The organism is Pararobbsia silviterrae (assembly GCF_003628125.1).
In the GTDB taxonomy this organism is placed as follows: Bacteria; Pseudomonadota; Gammaproteobacteria; order Burkholderiales; family Burkholderiaceae; genus Pararobbsia; species Pararobbsia silviterrae.
On the sequence record NZ_RBZU01000002.1, the window covers coordinates 597,467 to 620,890 of the forward strand.

At 63.5% G+C, this 23,424-nt stretch carries 22 protein-coding genes; 11 read left to right on the plus strand and 11 right to left on the minus strand.

The genetic code is table 11. The annotated features are described in order from the left end of the window. Positions 1-20 precede the first annotated feature (20 nt). From D7S86_RS07920 to D7S86_RS07935, 4 genes are all read left to right on the plus strand, one after another. Positions 21-1,031, plus strand: a complete 1,011-nt coding sequence (locus D7S86_RS07920; protein WP_121085194.1) for an amidohydrolase family protein — start codon at positions 21-23, stop codon at positions 1,029-1,031. Positions 1,032-1,058: 27 nt separating this feature from the next. After that, positions 1,059-1,838: an SDR family oxidoreductase gene (locus D7S86_RS07925; RefSeq protein ID WP_121085195.1), complete on the plus strand. Its 780-nt coding sequence runs from the start codon at positions 1,059-1,061 to the stop codon at positions 1,836-1,838. Between the two features lie 43 nt (positions 1,839-1,881). Then, positions 1,882-2,739, plus strand: coding sequence for a fumarylacetoacetate hydrolase family protein (locus D7S86_RS07930; RefSeq protein ID WP_121085196.1), 858 nt, complete (start codon positions 1,882-1,884; stop codon positions 2,737-2,739). 68 nt (positions 2,740-2,807) lie between these two features. Further along, on the plus strand, positions 2,808-4,151 hold the full coding sequence (locus D7S86_RS07935) for a LysR family transcriptional regulator (protein ID WP_121085197.1): 1,344 nt from the start codon (positions 2,808-2,810) through the stop codon (positions 4,149-4,151). 91 nt (positions 4,152-4,242) lie between these two features. Here the strand turns inward: D7S86_RS07935 and D7S86_RS07940 are convergent, their stop codons facing one another. The 6 genes from D7S86_RS07940 to D7S86_RS07965 all read right to left on the minus strand — a co-directional run bounded on the left by D7S86_RS07940 (position 4,243) and on the right by D7S86_RS07965 (position 11,169). Further along, positions 4,243-5,388 (minus strand): porin, encoded by a 1,146-nt coding sequence (locus D7S86_RS07940; RefSeq protein WP_240648042.1) that lies wholly within the window; start codon positions 5,386-5,388, stop codon positions 4,243-4,245. Between the two features lie 508 nt (positions 5,389-5,896). Beyond that, positions 5,897-6,625, minus strand: a complete 729-nt coding sequence (locus tag D7S86_RS07945; protein WP_121085198.1) for a maleate cis-trans isomerase family protein — start codon at positions 6,623-6,625, stop codon at positions 5,897-5,899. Positions 6,626-6,682: 57 nt separating this feature from the next. After that, positions 6,683-7,618, minus strand: coding sequence for a VOC family protein (locus D7S86_RS07950; protein ID WP_121085199.1), 936 nt, complete (start codon positions 7,616-7,618; stop codon positions 6,683-6,685). A 12-nt stretch (positions 7,619-7,630) separates the two neighbouring features. Next, positions 7,631-8,539, minus strand: a complete 909-nt coding sequence (locus D7S86_RS07955; RefSeq protein WP_158601892.1) for a substrate-binding domain-containing protein — start codon at positions 8,537-8,539, stop codon at positions 7,631-7,633. 354 nt (positions 8,540-8,893) lie between these two features. Continuing rightward, positions 8,894-10,303 carry an MFS transporter gene (locus D7S86_RS07960; RefSeq protein ID WP_121085201.1) on the minus strand — a complete coding sequence of 470 codons (1,410 nt, stop codon included), beginning with the start codon at positions 10,301-10,303 and terminating at the stop codon, positions 8,894-8,896. Between the two features lie 38 nt (positions 10,304-10,341). Beyond that, a complete protein-coding gene (locus D7S86_RS07965) occupies positions 10,342-11,169 on the minus strand; it encodes an amidohydrolase family protein (RefSeq protein WP_121085202.1) in 828 nt (275 codons plus the stop codon). Between the two features lie 366 nt (positions 11,170-11,535). Here D7S86_RS07965 and D7S86_RS07970 point away from each other — a divergent pair, with 366 nt between their 5' ends. Genes D7S86_RS07970 through D7S86_RS07985 form a run of 4 tightly spaced genes read left to right on the plus strand, consistent with a single transcriptional unit; the run spans position 11,536 to position 14,864 of the window. Further along, positions 11,536-12,393 carry an amidohydrolase family protein gene (locus D7S86_RS07970; RefSeq protein WP_121085203.1) on the plus strand — a complete coding sequence of 286 codons (858 nt, stop codon included), beginning with the start codon at positions 11,536-11,538 and terminating at the stop codon, positions 12,391-12,393. 41 nt (positions 12,394-12,434) lie between these two features. Then, a complete protein-coding gene (locus tag D7S86_RS07975; protein WP_158601893.1) occupies positions 12,435-13,400 on the plus strand; it encodes an ABC transporter substrate-binding protein in 966 nt (321 codons plus the stop codon). Beyond that, positions 13,397-14,380 (plus strand): aldo/keto reductase, encoded by a 984-nt coding sequence (locus D7S86_RS07980; protein ID WP_121085205.1) that lies wholly within the window; start codon positions 13,397-13,399, stop codon positions 14,378-14,380. Before D7S86_RS07975 ends, D7S86_RS07980 begins: the two co-directional genes overlap by 4 nt. After that, on the plus strand, positions 14,355-14,864 hold the full coding sequence (locus D7S86_RS07985; protein ID WP_158601894.1) for a cupin domain-containing protein: 510 nt from the start codon (positions 14,355-14,357) through the stop codon (positions 14,862-14,864). Before D7S86_RS07980 ends, D7S86_RS07985 begins: the two co-directional genes overlap by 26 nt. 2 nt (positions 14,865-14,866) lie before the next feature. Here D7S86_RS07985 and D7S86_RS07990 read toward each other — a convergent pair whose 3' ends face one another. From D7S86_RS07990 to D7S86_RS08000, 4 genes are read right to left on the minus strand one after another with little or no spacing between them, the layout of a single operon-like run. Further along, positions 14,867-15,415 carry a 3-isopropylmalate dehydratase small subunit gene (locus D7S86_RS07990; RefSeq protein WP_147432255.1) on the minus strand — a complete coding sequence of 183 codons (549 nt, stop codon included), beginning with the start codon at positions 15,413-15,415 and terminating at the stop codon, positions 14,867-14,869. Beyond that, positions 15,399-16,685, minus strand: a complete 1,287-nt coding sequence (locus D7S86_RS07995; RefSeq protein WP_158601895.1) for a 3-isopropylmalate dehydratase large subunit — start codon at positions 16,683-16,685, stop codon at positions 15,399-15,401. The genes D7S86_RS07990 and D7S86_RS07995 overlap by 17 nt, the downstream gene beginning before the upstream one ends. Next, positions 16,669-17,634, minus strand: a complete 966-nt coding sequence (locus tag D7S86_RS29450) for a VOC family protein (RefSeq protein ID WP_158601896.1) — start codon at positions 17,632-17,634, stop codon at positions 16,669-16,671. Before D7S86_RS29450 ends, D7S86_RS07995 begins: the two co-directional genes overlap by 17 nt. Before the next feature lie 38 nt (positions 17,635-17,672). After that, a complete protein-coding gene (locus D7S86_RS08000) occupies positions 17,673-18,578 on the minus strand; it encodes an amidohydrolase family protein (RefSeq protein WP_158601897.1) in 906 nt (301 codons plus the stop codon). On the opposite strand from D7S86_RS08000, the gene D7S86_RS08005 reads away from it, so the two are divergent. Together D7S86_RS08005 and D7S86_RS08010 are read left to right on the plus strand one after the other, a co-directional pair. Next, positions 18,562-18,795, plus strand: coding sequence for a hypothetical protein (locus tag D7S86_RS08005; protein WP_147432256.1), 234 nt, complete (start codon positions 18,562-18,564; stop codon positions 18,793-18,795). The genes D7S86_RS08000 and D7S86_RS08005 overlap by 17 nt on opposite strands. A gap of 142 nt (positions 18,796-18,937) precedes the next feature. Next, the gene (locus D7S86_RS08010) at positions 18,938-20,131 is read left to right on the plus strand and encodes an MFS transporter (RefSeq protein ID WP_121085211.1); all 1,194 of its coding nucleotides are present in this window, start codon (positions 18,938-18,940) and stop codon (positions 20,129-20,131) included. A 154-nt stretch (positions 20,132-20,285) separates the two neighbouring features. On the opposite strand, the gene D7S86_RS08015 is transcribed toward D7S86_RS08010, so the two are convergent. Further along, a complete protein-coding gene (locus D7S86_RS08015; RefSeq protein WP_158601898.1) occupies positions 20,286-20,558 on the minus strand; it encodes a DUF4148 domain-containing protein in 273 nt (90 codons plus the stop codon). 783 nt (positions 20,559-21,341) lie between these two features. Between D7S86_RS08015 and D7S86_RS08020 the strand changes: the two genes are divergently transcribed. Then, a partial coding sequence (locus D7S86_RS08020; RefSeq protein ID WP_121085213.1) for an autotransporter domain-containing protein occupies positions 21,342-23,424 on the plus strand: 2,083 nt, incomplete at its 3' end.

A 23,424-nucleotide genomic window follows, 5' to 3' on the forward strand; every position in this document is an offset into this window, starting at 1 on the left:
AACGAACCAGGTAGCGCTTCATGATCATCGATTGTCACGGTCACTTCACGACGGTTCCCAAAACGCTGCATGAATGGCGGCGCAAACAGCTCGAACACGCCGGCGCGGTGTACGGTGCGCCGCTCGAAATCAGCGACGACGAACTGCGCGAAGCGCTCGAAAACGGCCAATTGAAGGCCCAGCGCGAACGCGGACTCGACCTCACGCTGTTCTCGCCGATCGCGGGCCAGATGGGGCATCACCTCGGCACGCTCGAGCAGGGCATCGAATGGGCGCGCGTGTGCAATGACCTGATCCACCGCGTGGTCAAGCTCTATCCGGACAATTTCACGGGCGTGTGCCAATTGCCGCAAGCGCCGGGCAAGGACGTCAGCGCCTGCGTGGCGGAGCTCGAGCGCTGCGTGAAGGAACTGCGATTCGTGGGCTGCAATCTGAACCCGGACCCCTCCGGCGGCTATTGGACGGACCCGCCGCTCACCGATCGGCACTACTACCCGCTCTACGAAAAGATGGTCGAGCTCGACGTGCCGGCCATGATCCACGTGAGCAGCTCGTGCAATCCCTGCTTCCACCACGTCGGCGCGCATTATTTGAACGGCGATACCACGGCGTTCATGCAGTTCCTGCTTGCGCCGCAATTGTTCAAGGACTTCCCGACACTGCGTTTCGTCATTCCGCACGGCGGCGGCGCGGTGCCGTACCACTGGGGACGCTACCGCGGCCTCGCGCAGGACATGGGTTTCGTGGCGCTCGAAGAGGGTCTCATGAACAACATCTTCTTCGACACGTGCGTGTATCACCAGTCGGGCGTCAACCTGCTCACGGAAGTCGTGCCGCACAAGAACATTCTGTTCGGCTCGGAGATGATCGGCGCGGTGAAGGGGATCGACCCGCGCACCGGCCACGCCTACGACGACACAAAACGCTACGTCACGGCCACGCCGCACCTGTGCCGCGAGCACCGCCACGACGTGTTCTTCAATAACGCGCTCAGCGTGTATCCCGGCTTGAAGTACCGCTGCCAGGACTGACCCGAAGCACGAAGCGAGAGAAAGCACATGGATCTTGGAATGGCTGGAAAGACGGCGCTCGTCTGCGCCTCATCACGGGGGCTCGGCCTCGCCTGCGCCACGGCGCTCGCTCGCGAGGGTTGCCGTGTCTATATCAACGGACGTCATGCCGACGCGCTGGAGGCCGCCGCGCAGCGTATCGAGGCCGCGACGGGCAAGCGGCCGCAGGTCGTCGTCGCGGATCTGAATACCGAGGCGGGGCGCGAGGCGCTTGTCGCGGCGTGCCCGGAGCCCGATATTCTCGTGAACAACAACGCGGGGCCGGAGCCGGGCAAGATCGCCGACTGGAGCCGCGAAGACTGGCTCGCGGCGGTGGAGGGCAATATGCTCGCGCCGATTTTCCTGATCAAGCACTACGTGCCGGGGATGCGTGCGCGCAAGTTCGGCCGCATCGTCAATATCACGTCGGCCATGGTGAAATCGCCGAGCGCGACGATGGGGCTGTCCGCCGCCGTGCGGGCCGGCGTGACCGCGCTGAGCAAGTCCGTGCAGCGCGATTCCGTGGTCGATAACGTGACGATCAACAACATGCTGCCCGAGCGGTTCGATACGGATCGGCAGCGGTATATGGCGGACCGGATGTCCAAGAAGGAGGGCATCACGGTCGCCGAGGCCAAGCAGCGTATTGCCGCGACGATTGCCGCCAAGCGTCTGGGCGACCCCGAGGAGTTCGGCGACGCCTGCGCCTTCTTGTGCAGCGCGCAGGCGGGCTTTATCTCCGGACAGAACCTGCAACTCGACGGCGGCTCCTATGCCGGCCTCGTCTAACGCACACGCACCGCACACGTCACACATTCGGGGGAGATTTTCGATGAAATACGCGAGCTTTTCGGTTCATGGCCGCGATACGTACGGCATCATCGACGGCGATCAAGTGGTCGATCTCGGCGCGCGCCTTGGCGCCGAGTACCCCACGCTCAAGGCGCTTTGCGCCGCCGGCCTGCCGCCCGAAGCGGCACGAGCGGCGGAGGGGCAGGCCGATCACGCGCTGAGCGACATCACGTTTTTACCGCCCATTGCCGACCCGACGCATATCTGGTGTCTCGCGCTCAACTACGTGGAGCACCACAATGAAGTACAGAGCGCCGGACGCGTGCAGGAACTGCCCAAGCAGCCGGCGCTCTTCGCGCGCGTCAGCGATTCGCTGGCGGCGCACGGTCAGCCGCTGCGCCATCCGGGCGTTTCCGAACAATTCGACTTCGAAGGCGAACTCGTCGTCGTGATCGGCAAGCCGGGCTACCGCGTCAAAGCGGAAAACGCCTTCGATCACGTGGCGGGCTATACGATCATGAACGAGGGCAGCGTGCGCGACTGGCAATTCCACACACGCCAGATCACGCCCGGAAAAAATTTCTACCAGAGCGGCGCGATCGGTCCCTGGATCGTGCCGCGCGATGAAGTGGGCGACGTCGAATCGCTGCGCATCCAGACGCGGCTCAACGGTCAGCTCATGCAGGACGATACCGTGGCCAGCATGGTGCATAAAATCCCGCGCTTCATCGAGTACGTTTCATCGATTGCGCCGCTGTGCCCCGGCGACATTCTTGCTACGGGCACGCCGAGCGGCGTGGGCTTTTCGCGTAAACCGCCTGTTTTCATGAAGCCCGGCGACGCCTGCGAGATCACGATCGACCGTATCGGCACGTTGCGAAATCGCGTGACTGAGTAGGATACCGGGTCGCGTCGGGCCGGGGTCGTGTGCTATATGAAAGCATCCCCGTTACAGGAAGAATCGACATGACATCGCCCGTCGCGTCCCACGTCGACCCGAAGGAAACCGCGCCGGAGCAGCCCAGCCTCTGGCAAATGCGCGTGTTCGAAGCGGTGGCGCGGCACGAGAATGTCACGCAGGCCTCGCGTGAGCTGCTGCGTTCGCAACCGGCCACGACCTTGTCGCTCTCCGCGTTTGAAGGTCTACTCGGCGTCAGCCTTTTCGAAAGCTCCACCACAGGCACGTACCTGACGCCGGCGGGCATCGCCGCCCTGGTCAGAATCCGCAGGATCCTCAAGGCGGCCGAGGATGCCGTGGCGCAGATCGGCAGCACGCGTCACGTTGCGCCGCTCGCGCTCGCCGTCGGCATCACGCGGACGCAGATGCGCAGCCTGATTGCCATCGAGGAATGCGGATCGTTTCGCGCGGCGGCCCGCCTGCTCGGCATTACCGAGGCATCACTGCAGCGCGCGGCGCGCACACTCGAGCAGAATCTCGGTGCGCAGCTCTACCGGCGCACGGCCTTGGGCGTGACGACCTCGGACACGGGCAAGGAATTCGCCCGGTGTCTGAAATCGGTGGTCGACCAGATCACGGCCATGGTCGATGCGCTCAACGTCTACGACGTGCCGAAAGAGCGCTGTGTGACGGTCGGCGTCTTGATGCTCGACCCCTCGATCCTGATCGTGAGCGCGATCCGCGAAGTCAGCGCGCAGTTCCCCGACATGCGCGTCGTCGTGATCAACGGTACCTACGATCAATTGCTGACCAAGCTGCTGCGCGGCGAGATCGATTTCATGCTCGGTGTGCTCAAGAAGCCCGATACGGCGTTCGATTTCGTCGAAGAGCCGATGTACCGCGAGCGCTACCGCGTGGTGGCCAGTTGCGATCATCCCCTGACGCGCGAGGCGTCGGTCGGTGTCGAATCGCTCAGGCGATATCACTGGGTGCTTCCGCCGAAAAGGTCGCCGCGCCGCGAGGCATACGAGCACGTGTTTTCCGACGGTGCGCCGCCGTTCGCGAGTATCGAAACTTTTTCGCTGTCGACGATCCGCATCATGCTCGTCGACAGCGATATGTTGACCGTGCTGAGCTGGACCGAGGTTTTGAGCGAACGGCGTTTCGGCTTGCTCGTGCCGCTCATGGTCGAGGTGCCGTGGGATGGTCCCGTGGTGGGCATCACGACCCGGCGCGAATGGACGCCAAACGAGGTCCAGGACACGTTCATGCGCAGCCTGCGCCGCCACGCGGCGGCGATCAGCGGCGAATCGCGGCCGGAGACGCCCAAGAAAAGAGGCCGCGCGGACAAGAAGCCGGGCGGCCTCGCGCGACATCCCAACGCGGAAAGTGACACCGAAAACGTCGATTGAGCCTTGAGCCTTGAGCGTTGAGTGTTGCACCAACGCCGTCTCCCTGCGTCGAGTCACTGGCGCCATCGTGTGACGGCGCCAGTGGCGTCTGCTAGAACTTCGTCATGATCCCCGATTCGATCAGCGTCTGACTATGCCCCGTCGATGGTGACGTCGTGTAGATCTGCGCGAACGTGTCGGGTCCGCTCGCATTTTGGTAAATGCCGATCAGAAACAGCTCCGTGCGCTTCGAGAGCAGGTAGTGGCTTGCGAGATCGATCTGGTTGTAGTGCGTCGCGCGCCCGATCGAATAATCGCCGTGCGTATAGACGTACGAGACGCCCAATTCTATGAACGGCGTGACGAAATCGTACGCTGACGCTTCGAGGTTCTGCAGCCGCAGGCCTGTCGAATCGGAATAGTTGAACAGGACGTTCGTGTAGTTGCCGAGCACATGGAACGAGCCGAAATCGTAACTTCCGCCGATACCCATCATGCGCTGCTGGTTCGTACCCGCGCCGGTGGTGCTCGTGACGAACGGCGAACTGTAGCCCCAGCTCGAACTGTCCACGGCGCCGCTCGCGGTATTCGACGGCAACGCGTTGCTCATCCGATTGAATTCCGTGAACGCCGCGCCGATCTTCATCGATCCGCGCGTGTAAGTGACCGAGCCGCTGTATCCGTTGTTGATCGCGAAATCGGTCGAGTTCGAGAACGCATAGCTGCCCGCGAACTGGAAGCCTGAGAGGACCGGCGAGGCATAGCGCACGGCATTGTTGAACCGGTCCGTGAGGAAGAGGTTGTCGTTGTCGCCGATGTGCGCGCCATATCCCGCGAAAATATTCGCTGCGGTGACGAACCACAGGGTGTTGGACATTTCTTCATATTGACGTCCCAACGTGACGGTGCCGGCCCTGTCGTTACTCAGCCCCACAAAGGCCTGGCGACCGAACATGAGGCCGCCGCTCGCGGCGCCGTTCGTGATGTTAAAGCCGTTTTCGAGCGTGAAGATGGCTTGAGTCCCGCCGCCGAGATCTTCGGAGCCGCGCAAGCCGAAGCGCGCCGGCATCATTCCGCCGTTCTGAAGGGCAAACAGATCATGGCCCTTCGCATTGCTCACATACACGAGCGATTCGGAAAGCACGCCGTACAGCGTCACGCTGCTCTGCGCGTGCGCACTGCCCGCAACGCCGAACAGGAGCGCCATGCTCAGACCGAGAAGGCGGATTTTCCGCGCAGAATGCTTTTTGTGCTTCATGTTGTCTCCTTTAGGTTTCCTTATTGTTGTGTCAGCGTCGAACTTCCTTTTTTTGACCCTGGGGTGCTGCCGTACACGCTTGCACTTGGGGCCGGTAAAGCTTCAGCTTCAGCGTCCGTTTGCCGCGATCGGGCTTGGATCGCCCGTCTGGCTCACGCACTGTCCCGGACTTCGGATCAAGCCCTTGGACACGCTGCGCACGGCGCGAATGCACGCACATCGCCGCAGCGTTGACACGCGCCCGCCAGCGTACGCAAGACCGTGCGCGTGTTGCAGCCCCCTGCGGGTGGTGAAACTGGAACCGGTTCACGCCCATGCTCGCGGTTCGGCCTGCATCGGACAGCCGTGCAGGTCCGGCGCTGAACGGCACCATGCGCAGGCGATAGCAGGGGAGAAGGCGCAAGCGCGCGTTCTCCCGCGCGTCAGGGTGTGCCCCGAGTCCGTCGACACCGTTTCGCCGCGCGTGCTTGATCGAGCGGCGCGGTCATGGCCCGATGTCGTCGTGCATTCACTCACCCGCGAAAAGACGCCCTGCGCCCTCGATGCGCCCCCGCCATCCCGCGAGTTTCAGTACCGACCAGAGTGTTGCCTGATTACTTGTCACCACCGGTTTGCCCAGTGAGGCTTCGAGTTCATGCACCGCTTCGAACGCACGGACGTTCGCGCAGGAGAGCAATACCGCGCCGATTGTCGTGTCGATCTGTTCGCGTACGATCTCCGCGATACGTGCCGGCGTCATCCGCGCGGCTTCCTTCGCGTCCGTGAAGCCGAGCGAGACCGTGCGGGCGATCGAGAATCCCGAGGCTTCGAGCGACTCGCGCTCGATGCGCGAGAACACATCGGCAAACGGGCACACGTGCAGGATGTGGGCGGCATTCAGCGCCACGAGGGCATCCTTGATCGCAACCATCGTGTTGGTCGACGGCAGGTCCAGGCGCTCCGTGAGACGCTGCGCCAACGCGGCGTCGCCGTGCGCGCCGTTGGCGACGCTCGCCCCCGTGCAATTGAAAACCACGGCGTGCGGCGAGAGGTCCTTCAGATATTCAGCCTCTTCCGCGGCTTCGAGCCATGCGCGCTGCAGGCTCTCCATCGTCACGCGGCCGCTTTCCTTTCGCAGTCGAATGCGATGCACGTGATACGCGACCTCGTCGGGACAGAACAGGCGAAAGTCGTCTTCGGCGATCGTGTTCAGCGACGGCACCACCATCCCTACGCGTAATGTCTCCATCTCGCTCATGTGTTCGTTCAAGTTATGGCCTGGGTTGCATACCGCCCGTCAGCAACATCACCCGCGTCACGAGAGCCGGCGCGTGAACGGCGAAACATGCTTCGAAAAGCGGGGGGTGACCTTGTCACCGTGATCGTGTGCCATGTCGGAATCGACCCGATGTGCACCGAACGCGCTGTCACGCGTCATTTGCTCGGACGAAATCCAGTGCTCGTGGATCTGCTCGAACGGGCTCATCCAGTAATCGAAGATCTGCGAGCCCAGTGCATGGCGGCTGATGCCGCGGATATGTTCGTATTTGCCCAGCCGCTGCAGATAGTCGTGGCCCTTGAAAATGTCGTCGGCGTTCTCGACTTCGAAGGACACGTGATGCGCGCCGGATTTCTCGTGGCGCACGACAAAGATCACATGGTGGTCGACCGGCTCCTCGCCTCGATCCAGACGCGAAAACACGCCCAGGCGATTGTCGGGTGTCCCGGCATAGATCTCGTCCGACGGAATGAGGCCCAGCTTCTGGTGATACCAGTTGAGCGTGGCATCCATGTTCGGCGTGGTCAGCACGCCGTGGCTGACCCGGCGCACGCGCGACGGCCCGCGCAGGATGCTGGCGCCGCTGCTGCCGCGGACGAATTCGCGTAGCGGCAGCGGCGGCGCCTTTTCACGGCCGCTGACGATTTCGATCTCGAAGCCGTCCGGCGCGCTGAGCACTACGCGCCGGCCGCCCCCCGGTTCGTCGATCGGCTCGACCGACTTCGCGTCGCCCGCGGCCACGAAGTCGTGCAGCACGGATTCGTCGGCGGCGTCATAGCCGAAGGCGATCGTGCCGGGTTCGCCGAGTTCGCAGACGTGAATGAACGGTGCGTCACCGGTGCCGCGCATATAGAGTCGCTTACTGTCGCGATGCACGAGAATCAAGCCGAAATCGGTCAGAAACGTCTGCATCACGTCGAGATCGGGGACGCTCAAGCGCGCGTAGGAAATGCCTGTAATAGGGGAATGCATGATGTTTTGCCTTCAGGCGATGCCGGCGAGGGCGTCGCGCACAGATCCGTAGAGTTCATCCATCGTAAAGGCTTTTGGAATCAGCCCTTGAGCGACGGCATAACGCACACCGATTTCGACCGCGGATTGCACGGCGGCAAAGCCATGCGGCTCGAGTACGAGGTCTCCGGATTTCGGTTCCCCTTCGGCGGCTCGGCGGCTTTCGACCAAGGCCTTGTAAGCGGCGCGCACGATATCGGGCCGCTCGTCCGCGAGCTCTTGCCGGATCACCACCATGTGATTGATCGGCACGGCGTGGTAGCGAGCATGCCACGCACGTTGGGCGGCGGCCGGATCGTCGATGACGGAGGTCACGCGATCATCGCCTACGCGTTTCGCGCCATACAGAATGGCATCGACATCGCCATCGACGAGTGCCTGAAACAGATCCTCGTCGCCTTCCAGGCGCGACACCCACGCCGGATCGGAACACTCGGCGACGTGGCCGCCTTCCTTGACGAGCCAGCGGACCTTGTCGACCTCGATGCCGAAGTCATCCATCAGAAAGCCGCGGACCCAGGTCGGCGTCGTTTGCGAATACGAGCGCATGGCGACCTTGCGGCCGTGCAGTTCGCTTGCCTTGAACGGATCGTCGGTGCGTCGCAGCAGGCTCGCATGATGAAACTTGCCGTTCATCACGAACGGCAGCAGCAGGAACGGTTTGCCGACGGATCGTGCTTGCAGGAAGGTCGACAGCGCCAACTCCGAAAGATCGAATTTCAAGTCCCGCACCGCAAGCTTGAAACCCTTCATGGCGTCGTCGAAGGGTGCGATATCGAGCTCCGCGCCTTCGACTTTCACGGCCCCAGTCTTGAGCGCGCTGGTTTTGGGGTAGGTGCCCAGCAGCGTGCTAAGGCGGATCAGTGTTTGTTGCGGCATCAATGTACCTTTGCGTCTGACGCTGATAATCAGGATTGACGTGGGTCGAAAAGCGCGGCGGCGGGGGTCATCCGGCGCGACGGTCAAAGCGACGAGAATCAGTGTAGAGGCGCTGGGTTGAACGAGGTTATCTGAAATCTGCAGGGCTCATATGATTTTGCTTAACCTCGATCAGCCGTCCGTATCAACCCTGCTTTCAGACCCTTCCGGTTTCGTCCGGGCGCTCGACGATCGCGCATTGCGAGTTGCGCATCGCGCATTGCGAATTGCGAGTTGCAAGTTGCAAGTTGCAAGTTGCGAATTACGAATTGCGATGTCGGTCGGCCCGCGGTCGATGTCTGAAGTCGACGTCTGCGATCAGTGCAGTTGCTGATCGATCTGCTCCAAGGTCCGGCCCTTGGTTTCGCGTGCCACGAGCACATAGACGAGACCGGCAAGCAGGAACATTGCACCGAGGTAGCAGAACGCCGTGACGATGGACTGGATGGTGGCTTCCGGTCTGATCAGGCTGGCGGATCCGACCACCACGGAGAGCCCGAGCGGACCGATGATCTTGCCGATGCTGCCGATGGCGTAGCTGATGCCCGAACCGCGCCCGCGCAGACCCGATGGCCATATTTCCGAGGTGTACATGGCCATGATGGCGAAGCTGCTGTCGGCCAGCACGAACGCCAGTCCGAACGGCAACCAGAACAGGGCGCTGACGAACAGATCGCCATGACCGACGAGTCCTGCGACGAGCAGACACAGCGTCGTGCCGCAGGCGGCCACCGCGCCGCAGGCGCGACGGCCGATGCGGTCGGACAGCCAGCCCGTGGCGAAGCGGCACAGGAGTCCGGCCAGGCTGAAGCCGATCATGAGCTTCGCCGCCTGCGACCCCGGGATGCCGAGCACTTGCGATAGCAGCGTCGGGGCCCAGAGCACGGTGCCGTAGTAGCCCGTGACGACGCCGAAATTGATCAGGGCACCCGAGAAAAAGCTGCGCCTGTGCGCGAGCATCTGACGCCAGCGCGGGCGCTGCGGCACCGCGCCGTGCGCCTGCACGATGCGCTCGATCTCCGCCGATGGGCCCAGCGCCCACGCCAGCGTGCGCCGGCCCAGGTCGGTGTAACCATGCGCGAGGGCCCAGCGTGGCGATTCCGGAATAAAAAACTGGCCCAGCAAACCGAGTACCGCGGGCAGCGCGCCGATGCCGAACATGCCGCGCCAGCCGATGTGCGGCATCAGGAACGAGGCGCACAGCGCGCCGAGCAGCAGGCCGCCGCCCGCGGCCGTCGACACCACGCCGCAGGCAAAGCCGCGATTCCCGGCCGGCATGAATTCCTGCACGAGCATGACGAAGATGAAGAAGCCGCCGGTGCCGAAGCCGAGCAAGGTCCGCAGCGCCGCAAGCAGAACCCAGTTGCCGGACGGCACGAAGGCCAATGCCAGACTCGCCGCCGAGCACGTGAAAATGGTGGCGATCACCGTCTTCTTGCGCCCGATCCGATCAGCCACATGCCCCCAGACGAACGAGCCGCACACTGCGCCGATTCCGGAGGAAAACAGGATCACGGCGGACGTGCCGTAGCTCAGATGCCAGGGCTGGGTGATGACGGCCAGCACGAAGGCGATGACGTACATGTCCATCGTCTCGAGCATGCCCGCAATCGCGCAGAAGGCCAGCACCCGCCATTGATTCGCGGTCAGCGGTGGTGATCGCGTCGCGCCATGGGTATGCGGATGGAACTGCAACTCCGCGCCGATATCCGACGGACTGTTTGCCATTCACGTTCTCCTCTCATGCCTCTCGCGGAGGCTTATGGTTATGCGCCCGTTGCGGGGCTCCAGCCAAGCCAGTGACACACGGATTCACCCATGATCAGGCGCTTGTCTTGTTGTGACAGCCAGGGAATGCCTTCGGTCATCAGCGTGACGACCTCGCGATAGCGGCAGGACATTCGCGTGAGGTCCGATGCCCAGAACATCCGCTCCGGGCCATAGGCGTCATAGACCTGCCGCAGATAGCCATGCAGCGACGGATGCGGAAAGGCGTCGATCGTCGAATAGGTCGGCAACCCGCCGGCCTTGACCGAGATGTTCCGGAATGCGGCGAGGGACAGCAGTTGCGGCAGATGCTCGAACGCCGCGCCATCCTTGGCGCCCCGTGGGATGCCAAGGTGATCGACGCATATGCGCAGGTTCGGAAAGCGCCGGGCGATGTCGGCCACGAGCGGTACGCCGCCGGGAATCAGCAGCATCACCGGCAGGTCCGCGCGTTCGGCTTCGGTCCAAATCCAGTCGGCGATGCCGCCCGCCAACTGCGCTTGTTTTTCCGGCGTGTTGAAACTCAAACGCAAGCCGTACATGCCGGCCTGCTTGCGCCAGTCGCGAATGCGCCGCGGGTCCGGCGGCCCTTTCCAGTCGATGCCGCCCGTGACGGCGAAGCGCCCGGGATGAACACGCGCCGCTTCGAGCGAGTAGTCATTGCCACCGGGGTCCCATCCCGGCGGCGCGAGCAGGGCGCAGTCCACGCCCGCGGCCAGCATCTCGCTTTGCAGCGCCTCGGTGGTGAATGGATTCTGTTTGTGGGTATGGTGGGCCGAGGCAATTCCGGCCGCCCAGATATGTATCTGGGCATCGACTATCAACATATTAGGATCTCTAATTGATGCGGAATCAGCGCGCTGGCACTGTGCGATCGGAGGCTTTCCCCGGCGTTAACCCGATCAAGCGCATGCGGCGGATGCACGCTTTGGGTGATCACATCTTAAGCGAAAGATCGGCGCGCTCAAGACCCCGCCGGGGGTACTCAGCAAAAACCGATGATCTCGGCAATTGTTTTATTTTCGGGCGCGTGTGACGCAAATCTAGAATCTCTCCGTCAATGCAAACCGCCGGGAACGCTTGCCCGATGGCGTTTCACGCACGCATGTGCAGCGCCGAGGATCATCGATTTCGTACTTAATCAACACATGGGCCAGTTTCACGTTCCGGCCCAACGGAGAGAGCGAAGTTACATGCCAGAAAAATTGTTCGACATTCATCCGCACATCATCTCCGCGGACAGCCAACGCTATCCGGTTTCTCCCCTGGGCGGCAAACGCTCGGAATGGTCGACACATCGACCGGTCGACTTCGAACAACTCGTCGCCGGCATGGACGAGGCCGGGATCACCAAGGCGGCGATCGTCCATTCTTCCACCACCTACGGTTACGACAATTCCTATCTCGCCGATTCGATCGCCGAGCATCAGCAACGCTTCACGGGCGTGTTTTCGGTCGATGTCCGAGCCGCCGACGCGCCCCAGCGCATCCGCTACTGGCTCGATCGCGGACTGTCCGGCTTGCGCTTGTTCGCGGCGGGCAGCACGGTCAAGACCGATCAATCGTGGATCGCCGATCCGGCGAGCTATCCGGCCTGGGAATATTGCGAGCAGCATGGCATTGCGGTCGCGATTTCGATGCGCCAGGAAGGGTTGCCGCATCTGACACAGATCGCGAAGCGTTATCCCTCGGTGCGCATCGTCCTCGACCATCTGCTGCATGCGCCGATCAGCGATGGTCCGGCCTACGCCGCAGCGACGCCGATGTTCGAGATGGCGCACTATCCGAACATTTATCTGAAGCTGACGAGCGCCATCATCCGCCGTACCCAGGAGGGCAGCGCCACGCCGGAGTCATTCTTCGAAAAGTTGCTCGGCGCCTTCGGCTCGCAACGCATCGCATGGGGTTCGAATTACCCCGCTGTGGAGCAATCCCTTCCGGAGATCGTCGCGCACGGCAAGGCGACACTGGCCTTCCTGCCGCAGGAAGATCAGGAAAACATCTTCTGGCGCACCGCGGCGACGCTGTATCCCGCCCTGGCGGATAAATAATGGCGGACTTGAATTCGGCGTCTGCCGGACAGGCTCCGAGGATGAACGCGGGTCTGATTCCGGTCCGTGTCATCGACGTCGGCGGGACGCACGAGCTGGCCACGGTCGAACTGATGCGCGCAGAAGGCTATGCGCAGCGCCTGGGCGTCGATATCCGGCGGACCTATGTGACCAACGGCGCGGAGGCGGTCGATTTGCTGCTCGCGGGCAAGGCGGATATCGCGGTGCAGGCGGGCTTCGGCCCGGCGCTGACCGCGATTGCCAAGGAGGCGCCGCTGCGGGTCGTGGCGGCTTCGAACTTGCTCACCGTGCACGCGGTCTACTCTCGCAAGCCCGACATCCGCCGTCTCGAGGATCTCGCCGGCCGCACCGTCGGTGTCGGCAAGCTCGGGGCGTTGACGCACCAGCTCATCTTCGCCGCGTTGCGCAAGCATGATATCGATCCGGCGAGCGTCCGGTTCGTCTCGATCGGCAACAGCGGCACGATCTTCAAAGCCCTGCTCAGAGGCGAAGTCGATGCCGGCTTCGGCGAGACCGAGGTGTTCGACAATCAGCAGCACTACGGCGTGCACGCGCTCGAAGACGGCGTCCTTTGGCGCGAATTGCCCGACTTCCCGAACCAGGCTTCGTTCGCCCCCTGCGCGGTGATCCGCGAGAAGCGCGACGCGCTGACGCGCACGCTGGCCGCCTATGCGCTGCTTTACCGGCGGCTGCATAGCCCGGCCTCGTGGGACGCCTACGCGGCGGCCTGGACCACGGCGCTTCCTGATTCCGGCATCGAGGAAGGCCGCAGTCAATGGCGGTTCTATCAGGACAATCATCCGTTCGCGGAGGATCTGTTGTTGCCGGAGGTGCAGTTGCGCTACCTGCAGGAACTCAACATCAGCATGCACTTGCAGCGCAGTGCGTTGCCGTTCGAGGTTGTCGCCGACATGTCCATGGCGCGCGACGCGCTGCGGCTGCTCGACGCAATGGAACCGCACAACCAGGAGAAAGCCGCATCATGAACGCGACCCCGAATCCGCGCCCGCTCGGGCGCTCCGGTCTGACGACGCTGCCGCTTGCGCTCGGCGGCAATGTCTTCGGCTGGACCGCGGATCAGCAGATGTCTCACGCCATCCTCGACCGCTTCGTCGACGCGGGCTTCTCGCTCGTCGACACGGCCGATGTGTATTCGAAGTGGGTCCCCGGCAACACCGGTGGCGAATCGGAGACGATCATCGGCAACTGGCTGAAAGCGCGCGGTGGACGAGAGCGGCTGCTCGTGGCGACCAAGGTCGGCGGTGAGCTGCATCCTGGGCAGAAAGGGCTCTCCGCCCAACACATCAAGACTGCCGTCGAGGGTTCGCTGAAGCGGCTTCAGACCGACTACATCGATCTCTACCAGGCGCACTACAACGACGACACGGTGGCGTTCGAGGAAACGCTCGGCGCGTTTGACGACTTGATCAAGGCGGGCAAGGTGCGCGCGATCGGCGTTTCCAACCATGACCCGGATCGCCTGAAGGCGGCCATGGAGGTCAGCCGAGCGCGCGGATTGCCGCGCTATGAGGTGCTGCAGCCGCTGTACAACCTCTATGATCGGCGCGAGTTCGAGCAGATCTTCGCGCCGCTGTGCTGCGCCGAGGATATCGGTGTCATCAGTTTCAAGGCGCTGGCCAACGGCTTCCTGAGCGGCAAGTACCGCACCGCGGACGATGTGAGTGCGAGCCGCCGCAAAGCCAGCAATCAGGCCTACATGAACGCGCGTGGCTTTCGCATTCTCGACGCGCTCGACGCCGTCGCCGAACGCAACGACGTGACGCCGGCGCAGGTGGCGATCGCGTGGACTGCGGCCCAGAGCGGGATCACCGCACCCATCGCGAGTGCGACGTCGATCCCGCAGATCGACAGCTTGCTGGTCGCCGCTCGGCTATCGCTCGATGCGGACGCGCTGGCGCTGCTGGATCGCGCCAGTGCGTATGCGCCGGCCGGCGCGCACGCGTGAAGGAGGGGATCACATGGGCTTGAACATAAGGCGCGTGATCACCGGACACGATGCGTCGCTGAAAGCCGTGGTCGTCGACGACGCGACGATGGCCGCGACGATTTCCCGGCCCGGCCAGGAAGTCTGCGTCGTCTGGGCCAGCGATTGCGTGCCCGCCGACAATCTCGACCCGGCGGACGGGGCGACGCGCTCGACGGAGGCACGCATTGCCAACGGCGCGAGCTTCCGCATCGTGCGCTATGACGCCGGCTGTTCCGGGCGCATGCATCGCACGCAGACGCTCGATTATGGGCTGGTGGTCGCCGGCGCGATCGTACTGGAGCTCGATGATGGCGTCGAAGTCGCGTTAGCCGCCGGCGATGTGCTCGTGCAGCGCGGCACGATCCATCGATGGTCCAATCGTGGCGACGAAGCGTGCACCGTTGCTTTCGTGCTGATCGATGCGTTGCCGATCGTGTTTGAAGACGGCGCTGCCGCCGTCTGACGCTAGGCCTGCTCGGGATGCCGGGCGAGCCAATCCTCGAGGGCGGCCTGCGTGCCGCCGGTGCTGACGATGGTGCTCAGCACGGGCGGCATCGCCGGAATGGTCAGATCGACACCGCGCGTGAAGTTGCGCAGTACCCCGGTCGAGAAATCCATTTCGATCTCGTCGCCGGGGTCGGCCATGCCGTGCGGCGTGGGTGCGCCCGTGATCACCGGAATCGCGCGCGCGACGGCACGGCGCAGCATCTTGTACGGCATCGACGTGCAGATGATCGACAGATCGAGCGCCGCCATGGCGATGAAGCCCTGCAGCCGCGGCTTGCCGCATGCGAAGTGCTTGCCGGCGATGACGATGTCGCCCGGGGCGATGCGCTGCGCCAGTTCCGGATCGATCGTCTCGAACAGGTGCGCGCGCAACACCGACGGGTCCATGACACGTTGCGCCGCGAAGCGCGCCGGAATGATGCCGTCGTCGAGCGAGACCTCATCGGGAAGAACATGGCAGATGCCGCGCCGCACGAGGTTCGCGGTGGTTTCAGATGGTGTCGACATAATCCCTCGGATCAACGATGCGGCCCGCCAGCGCCGAGGCGGCGACAGTGAGCGGGCTGCCTAGATAAGGTTCGCCACCGGGCGCGCCGAAGCGTCCGCTGTGATTGATGGCCGCCGTGGAGATCGATACTTCGCCGGTACCGAGCGGCGCCATCAGTCCGTTGGCGCAGGGTCCGCATCCGGAGGGCAGCAGCATCGCCCCGGCTTCCATGAAGATCTGGCTCAGACCGTCTCCGGCGAGGCGCTGCGCCGTCTGCACCGAGCCCGGCACGATGAACATGCGCACGCCGTCCGCGATGCGACGGCCGCGCAGCAGCGCTGCCGCGTCGGCGAAGTCCTCGTACATGCCGGATCCGCAGGAGCCGATGAATGCATGCTGTATCGGGCGGCCCTTCGCGTCGCCCACGGGCACCGCGTTTTCGGGGCCGCCCGGCAACGCGACCTGGGGCTCGATCTGTCCCAGATCGATTTCGATGCGGGCTTCGAACGCCGCGTGCGGATCGCTGGCGAACGCCGCAAACTGCGCGCGCTCGACATCGGGCGGCGCAACGTCGAACAGCACGCTGGCAATGCCGAGCTCCGTCACGGAGTTGCACAAGGCCACGCGCCCGGCGAGATCGAACGTCTCGGCACCCGGACCGCCGAACTCGATGACCCGGTAGTCGTAATCGACGGCCCAGCGGTTTTCCGCAAGCCCCTTGGTGAGCACGAAGCCCACGTCCCGCGCATGGCTGCCGCGCGGCAGCCGCCCGACGAGGTCGACGCGGATGGTGGCGGGAACTTGCGTCCACAGCGTGCCCGTGGCCAGCACCGTGGTCACTTCGGGCCCGACGCCGAAGGCCAGCGCGCCGACCGCGCCGAAGGTGGTGCAGTGCATGTCGTAGGAGAACACGACCATGCCCGGCCGCACCATGCCGTTCTCGATGGGAAACAGATGGCCGTGGCCGCCGCGTCCCACGTCGAAGAAATGGCCGATATCCCAACGCTTGGAGATATCGCGGATCACCGTGCCGCGCGAGACGGCGGCGGGCGAACTGTAGGCCACCTCGTGGTCCGTCACGAACATGATCCGCTCGGGATGACGCAGCGCGCGATAGCCCAGGGCGCTCAGCTCGCGGTAGGCGCCTTCGGAGAAGCCGTCGTGAATCGTGACGAGATCCGGCTCCGGATAGACCACTTCACCGACCTCCACGTGCGTGCGGCCGGCCGCTCGGGCCAGCAGCTTCTGCACGGCCGTGCGCGACGGCGGGCTGTCAATCACCGATGCCATGGGCCGCCGCCTCCGTGATCGTATTGGCAAAATCGGACGTGGGGTTGTGCGCCCCCGGTGCCGGCATGATGTTCGCCGGCGCCGTGCTGTCGAAGCGTTGCGTCGGCAAGTACAGTTCATGCATTGTGCCCCACGGATTCAGCCAGTAGTCGTAGATCTGGCCGCCCGGCGGGTGATAGCCGACGCCACGGATATGCGTGTATTTGTCGGTGCGCATCAGATGGCTGTGACCGATCAGCAGATCCTCGACGTCCTCCACGACGAACGATGCGTGCTGAAAGCCCGAACGCGGATTGCGATAGCAATTGAGGACATGGTGATCGACGAGCTCCTCGCCGCGGTCCAGTCGGTAGAAGCCGCCGACCGGATTGTCACGACTGCCGATATAGAAGATGTCGGTGCAGAGCAATCCGAGCCATTGGCTGAACCAGGCCAGCGTCTGCTCCATGTGCGGCGACGAGATCACGCCGTGGGACAGACGCCTGACGTGGGCAGGACCGAAGCGCAGCCGCCCGGGATTGCCCACCGTGCGCATCACGTCCTCGTCCCATGTCGGCGAGCGGTATTCGACGGGGAGCTCCGGCAGCGCCCGGATGCCGTGGACGATCTCGATGTTGAAACCGTTGTTCGGCTCCTTGAGCAGCACCCGCTTGCCGCCGCCGGGCTCGTCGACGTCGTGCACGCCGGACACCGCGTCCGGAAATCCGGCGACGCGATGCAGGTCTTCCTCACTGGCGGCGTAATAGGCCAGGCTGACGAAAGCGGATTCGCCCTTCTCGGTGATGTGGATGTGATGCGCCGGCCCCGTGCCTCGCATATAGAGCCGGTTGGCCGTCCGTTCGGACCGCACCATGCCGAAGTCGAGCAGGAACTGCTCCATCGTATCGAGATCGGGGGCGCGCAGCCTGACGTAGGCGATGTCAGATATCTTGATGCCGCGCGGCGTCATCGCGAACCTCCCGTGGTTGACGAAATGAACATGGCGGCTTACGTCCTATTGGCTTGCGGTGCGTGCGATGCGTGCGGTGCGCGTGTGGCGTCTTCGCCGAGCGAGGGATAGAGCGCGACCGCCGTCTGCCAGAAAATATTGTCCTGATCCTTCTCCGGCAGAAAGGCCAGTGCAGCCTTGGCCTCGTCGACCTGCTGCGCGAGCGGGCCGGGCTCGTTGGGAAAGTTGGAGCCCCACATGATGCGGGAGGAGCCGAAGCGGTCGACGAGCTGTCCGAAGAATGTCTCGGCGGTGGCTCGGCCATCGTGCGCGCGGCGCACGTTGTTGGTGGTCAGCTTCAGGTACACCTGCGGATGGCGCGCAAGCGCGAACATCGGTGCCGACGCCGCATAAGGCGCACCGTCCTCGATCGGCGAGAGCAGCAAATGATCGAGGATCAGCCGTACGCCGGGATAGCGCGACATGACGTCGAGCAGATGCGGCAGCGCCTCCTGTCGGATCGACAAGGCCACCGGGATGTCCATCGTCTGGCACTGCTCCCAGGCGGGATAGGTTCTCGGGTCGGCGATCCACGACGGGTCGGACTTGACCGTGCTCCCCGCGGCGAACAGACGCAATCCGGACAAGCCGCGATCGACCCAATGACGGATTTGCGCGGGCGCATCCGGCTGCAGCACGTCGACCGAGAATACGCCGGCGAAACGGTCGCGCTGTCCTTCGATGGCATCCGCCACGTAGGCCGCGTTATAGCCATAGGTGGTCGAGGAGTGGACGATGGCGGCCTTGGCGATGCCGGCGGCGTCCATCTCCCTCACGAGTCCGGGGAAATCCACGGGCCGCTGCTCCGACCAGGCGGAACGCTTGCCGCCCAGCGGCGTGATCGGATAGCGCGCCTTGTCCGGAGAAATGATGTGGGGATGCGTATCGATGATTCTCCTGCTCACGGTGTCTCCCGAAATGATGGCGTCCTGCGAGGGGCGCGATGATGGATCGGCGATGTTTGGCCGGATTAATCAGGCGATTCTAGGACTGCGTTATGCACAGCCTGAAATAAAACCCGCGCACGCATCATCTGTTTTTGCTGAGTCGGAAGTGATATGGCCCGTTGCGGCGTTCGATATTGACGCGATCCCTCTGCGATTCAGGTTTCACCATAAATAAAGATGACGGAGTCATCGGATTTTGCTTACCCGTGGTGAGTGCCGGCGTCGAGTGATCTACTATTTGCCAACTTCCGCCGCTGGCGATAATCCGGCGAGCGGGGTCCGGCCATGTCCGGGCGATACTTATATAAGGAGACACGATGGGCATCCGTAGCAACAAGGTCTGGCTTCACACGATCATCGTCTTCCTGGCCGGAAGCATCGCCACGGCGCTCGTGCCGCTGACGGTGCCGATCTTGGGACCGATCAGCAAGGAATTCGGCATCGCTGGCGCCAATCTCGGATGGATCGTGTCGTTTCCCACGCTGATCTGTGCGCTCGGCGCGTTGGCGTTCGGCGTGGTTGTCGACCTCACGGGAGACGTGCGGCTGCTGCTGGCGGGCATCGCGCTCGTGATCCTGGGCGATGCCGGCGTTTGCCTCGCGCCCGAGCTCTGGCTGCTGTTCGCGGCCCGCTTGTTCCAGGGGTTGGGCTACGTGTGCATTTCGGTGGCGGGGCCGGCTTTCATCCAGCGCACCACGACCGGCGAGACGCGGCGCGCCGCGATGGCGTTCTGGGCGGCGCATACGCCGGTCGGCTTCGCCGCAGCGGTGTTCATCGGCGCGCAACTGGTCGCCGCAGGCCTGTCGTGGCGCTTCAGCTTCGTCGGGCACGCGCTGGCCGCGCTGGTCGTCGGTTTGACGCTGTTCGCGCTGCGGCACGCGCGCTCCCGCACCGATATGCGCCGGTCGGCAGGCACGTGGCGGGTTTTGAGCACGCTTCCGCCCTATGTGGTCGGACTGGGCGCCTTGGCGGCGGGCATGCTTCAGGTCAGCGTCATGACCATGCTGCCGTCGATCCTGGCATCGCGGTATGGCTTTTCCGGACCCCAGTCGGCGCTCACCATCCTCGTGGCGATGCTGGCCAACTGGTGCGGTTCGATGGTGATCGTCGGCACTCGCGTGCGCAAAAGCCCCGCGATGGCCTTGCCGGTCACGGCGGTCGTGGCAGCCGTATTCGGCTACAACATCGTCACGGGGCTCACTGGCGCGCTGCCGGCGACCTTAGCCTGCATCATGATCTTCACCGCGACGATCGGTGCCGCGAACTCGCTGGTCTGGTCGCTGATTCCGGCTGCAGTGCCGGCTCCCGAGGCTGCGGGCGCCACCGCCGGCCTCGTCACGCAGTGCTCGTTCATCGGCGTGCTGATCGGTCCGCCGACATTCTTCGCGATCCGTCATGAGAATCCGATGCTGATCGTCCTGCCGTTTGCATTGCTGACCATCCTGCTGCTCGTTCCGCTGATTGCCGAAGCCCGTTCGCGTGTGACGTGCGAGCCTTCGCGCGTCGCCTGACGTGGCGAGTGCCCGGCGACGGACGCGTCTGCCGGGCCCCGCCGGCGGGACGGCGTGGACGATCCGCTTGCCGGCGGCGCGGCAGGGCGCCTTCTCGTATCCGCAGCAGAGCGCGTTCGTGTCCTGAGACCTCGTGACGCGTTGATTCGTGCGATCAACGCTGGACGGTGCCGGAGGGGGGGGTGCCGACCGGCGCGCCATCGGCCACACGCGTGACGCCGTTACGCGCCGCCACTTTCTGTTCCGCGGCGGAAAGATCGGACGGGTAGGCCGGGCTGCTTTCGGTCGGGTTGTAGCCGGCCTGTTCAAGATTGGCGAGTTCCGCGACGCGTTGTGCACGCGTCGGCGCTTCTTGCGCCTGAGCCTGCAGGGCAAATCCGCAGGTCATCATCAATGCCACGCCGGTACGAAAAAGAGTCTGTTTCATGGTTTGCTCGCTTGGTGAAGACATCGTTGTGTTTCGGAAGGTTGAAATGATTATATAAGGGAAATCACTTACCTGAAAACCATTAAATGCAACGATTCGTCACTCAATAAATAGTGACAAAAGACATTCCCGAGTTAAGCAAAATCAAATGAGAAAATCGAATTATTTATTGGACTTTTTATTTTCGGGCCGGCTCGCGAAATAATCGGCTCACCGTGTCTTCAAATGGACGCTGTGACGATTGGACGATGCGTGACCTTAATCCCGCGCCGAGGTATCCCGCTCTAATGTGAGCGGCGATGCCGCGGGAGAAACCGTGTCACGAAGCAATTGCGGTGGGTGGAAGAACCGTCATCGGCGTTTTGAAGGAGGCCGATGCGGGCATGAAGGTCACGCAAGGGTGCCGTAGGCGCGGCATGTCCGACGCGATCTTCTGCGACTGCGCCGAGACGAGGATGGCGGTGACACCCCGTAGCGTCATGGCGCTACGGGGTGTCTGTTTTTCTGATACGCAAAAAGGCCTGGTGCGGCCCGATGGATGTCGACGAATCGCGCGCTTGATTGAGGCAGCCTGTCGCTGTCGGATGCGGCGGCGCGACGCCCCGAGGCCCGCATGGCGCCGGTCACCGGCGGGATCTCGCGGGAAGGGGTCGCTCAGCCACACAGATATGACGCGGGCGTGAATGCCATCGCAGAATGATTGAAGTTTTCCCTGAATTGGCCGTTAGTCCGACCTGGCGCCGGGTGCGCCAACGTAAAAAAAACGGTCAACTGGGGATTTTTGTGAATCACGTCTATCGAGTCATTTGGAACAGGAGCCTGAACGTCTTTCAGGCGGCGTCTGAACTTGCGCGCGCATCGGGCAGCGGGTCATGCGATCGCGTATCGAGCGGCAGCCAACCGGATCGCCCGGCACTCAAGGCGATCGTCGTGGCGATGGCCGCGCTCGGTGCGGTTTTCGGTCCCGCCACGGCATTCGCTACCGCTTACGAAGTCTCGCTGAACGGTACCGGCGTCTACGTGGGCACGCCGAGCGCGGGGACCGCCGATTGGACCTGGGACGGCGAGAGCGCGACGTTCGTCTCGGGTGCGACACTGGTGGCTACCGAGTACGCTGCGATCGTCGAAAGCGGCGTCACGATCGACTCGATGACCAACAATGCCACGATCACCGGCGCGGGCGGCCTCGATAACTTCGGCACCATCGGAGAAATCGACAACAACGGGGTCATCGCCACGAACTACGGGACCTACGGCCTCACCAATTACGGTACCGTCACGACGTTCAACAACTCGGGCCGACTCGGCGTCAATGCCGCAGGCACGGTCACGAGCACCTCGGGGATCAACAATGAATCGACCGGCGGTGCGGCCGACTCGGTGATCGGCACGCTGCACAATACGTCGACCGGCATCATCGGGGGCGTGTATTACGGGATCTTCAACGCCGGTGCCGGTCCCGAACCCGACGCTTCCGGCACGACGATCATCACGACGGTGATCAACGACGGCTTGATCGAAGGGGTGATCAAGGGGATTTCGAACTACGGCACGATCGGCGCCATCAACAACACGAGTACCGGGATCATCAGCGGCCCCACCGCGATTTACAACGGAAGCGGCGCCACGCTCGGCACGGTCACCAATGCCGGCATCATCCGAGGCGACATCGAGAACGATGCCTCCCAGGATCTGACCTTTGCAGGCGGCACGACGGGGTTCGGTACGCTGACGGGCGCCGACTTCGTGTCGCAGGGCGAGATCACGAACACGGGCGGTAACGTCGTCTTCGCGAGCGGCAACACGCTGCTCAACGACAATATCAATGCTGGCAGCTTTTCGGTGAACAACACGGGTGCCACGCTGCAAGTCAACAACCCGGTCACGATCACCGGCGGCTACAACCAGACGGCCGGCACGCTCGTGATCGGCGTCGGGGACGGCGCGACACACACCGGTAACGAAAGCGATACGGGCTATGGCCGCTTGATCGTGAGCGGCGACGTGACGCTCGCCGCGGGCACGGGTGTCGAACTCAAGAGCACGACGGGCAATTATGCGTTCGCGGCGGGACAGCGCTTTGTCGTCATCGAGTCGACGGGCATCAACGTGAACTACAACGAGAGCGCGCTCAATTACTCGATCGCGGGCTATACGAGCTCGATCACGGGGTCGAGCATGACGGTCGATAACGGCGAGCTCGTCGATACGGATCTGGTGCTGCAGATCAACAGCGCGACCGCAACGGGCTCGTCGTCGCCGACAGGAACGCCGAACGCGACGGTGCCGAACGCGATCCAGTCCTTGGGCGGTTTGTCGCGCTATGCGGGCGTCAGCAACGCGGGGCTGTTGAACCTGTTCGACGCGGCCGACGCGCTCGAAGCGACGGGCACGACGGCACAGCTCAACAAGGCCGGTGCGCAATTGAGCCCGATTCAGCAAGCCAATTCGTCGCAAGCCGCGGCCGCGCCGACGATCGATGTGCTGAACGTCGTGGCCGATCACGTGCAAAGCCTTCGCCTCGCGCAAGCCGACGGCAACGACAGCGGCGAGTCGAGCGGCATTTCGACGGGCGAGAGTCTGGCGGGCTGGGGCGTGTGGGGCCAGGCCTTCGGCGGTCATGCGAGCCAGGGTCAACGCGGCGATACGCCGGGCTATAACGCGAACTACGGCGGCCTCTTGCTCGGCGCGGACAAGGCGATCGACGACCACTGGCGCGTGGGCGGCGTGTTCAACTACAGCAACACGCAGATCAACGACACCGACGACGCCGAAGGCGACAGCACGGAAGTCAACGCCTACGGCCTGCTCGGTTATGCGAGCTATACGGGGCAACCGTGGTACGTCAACGTGTCGGGTGGTGTGA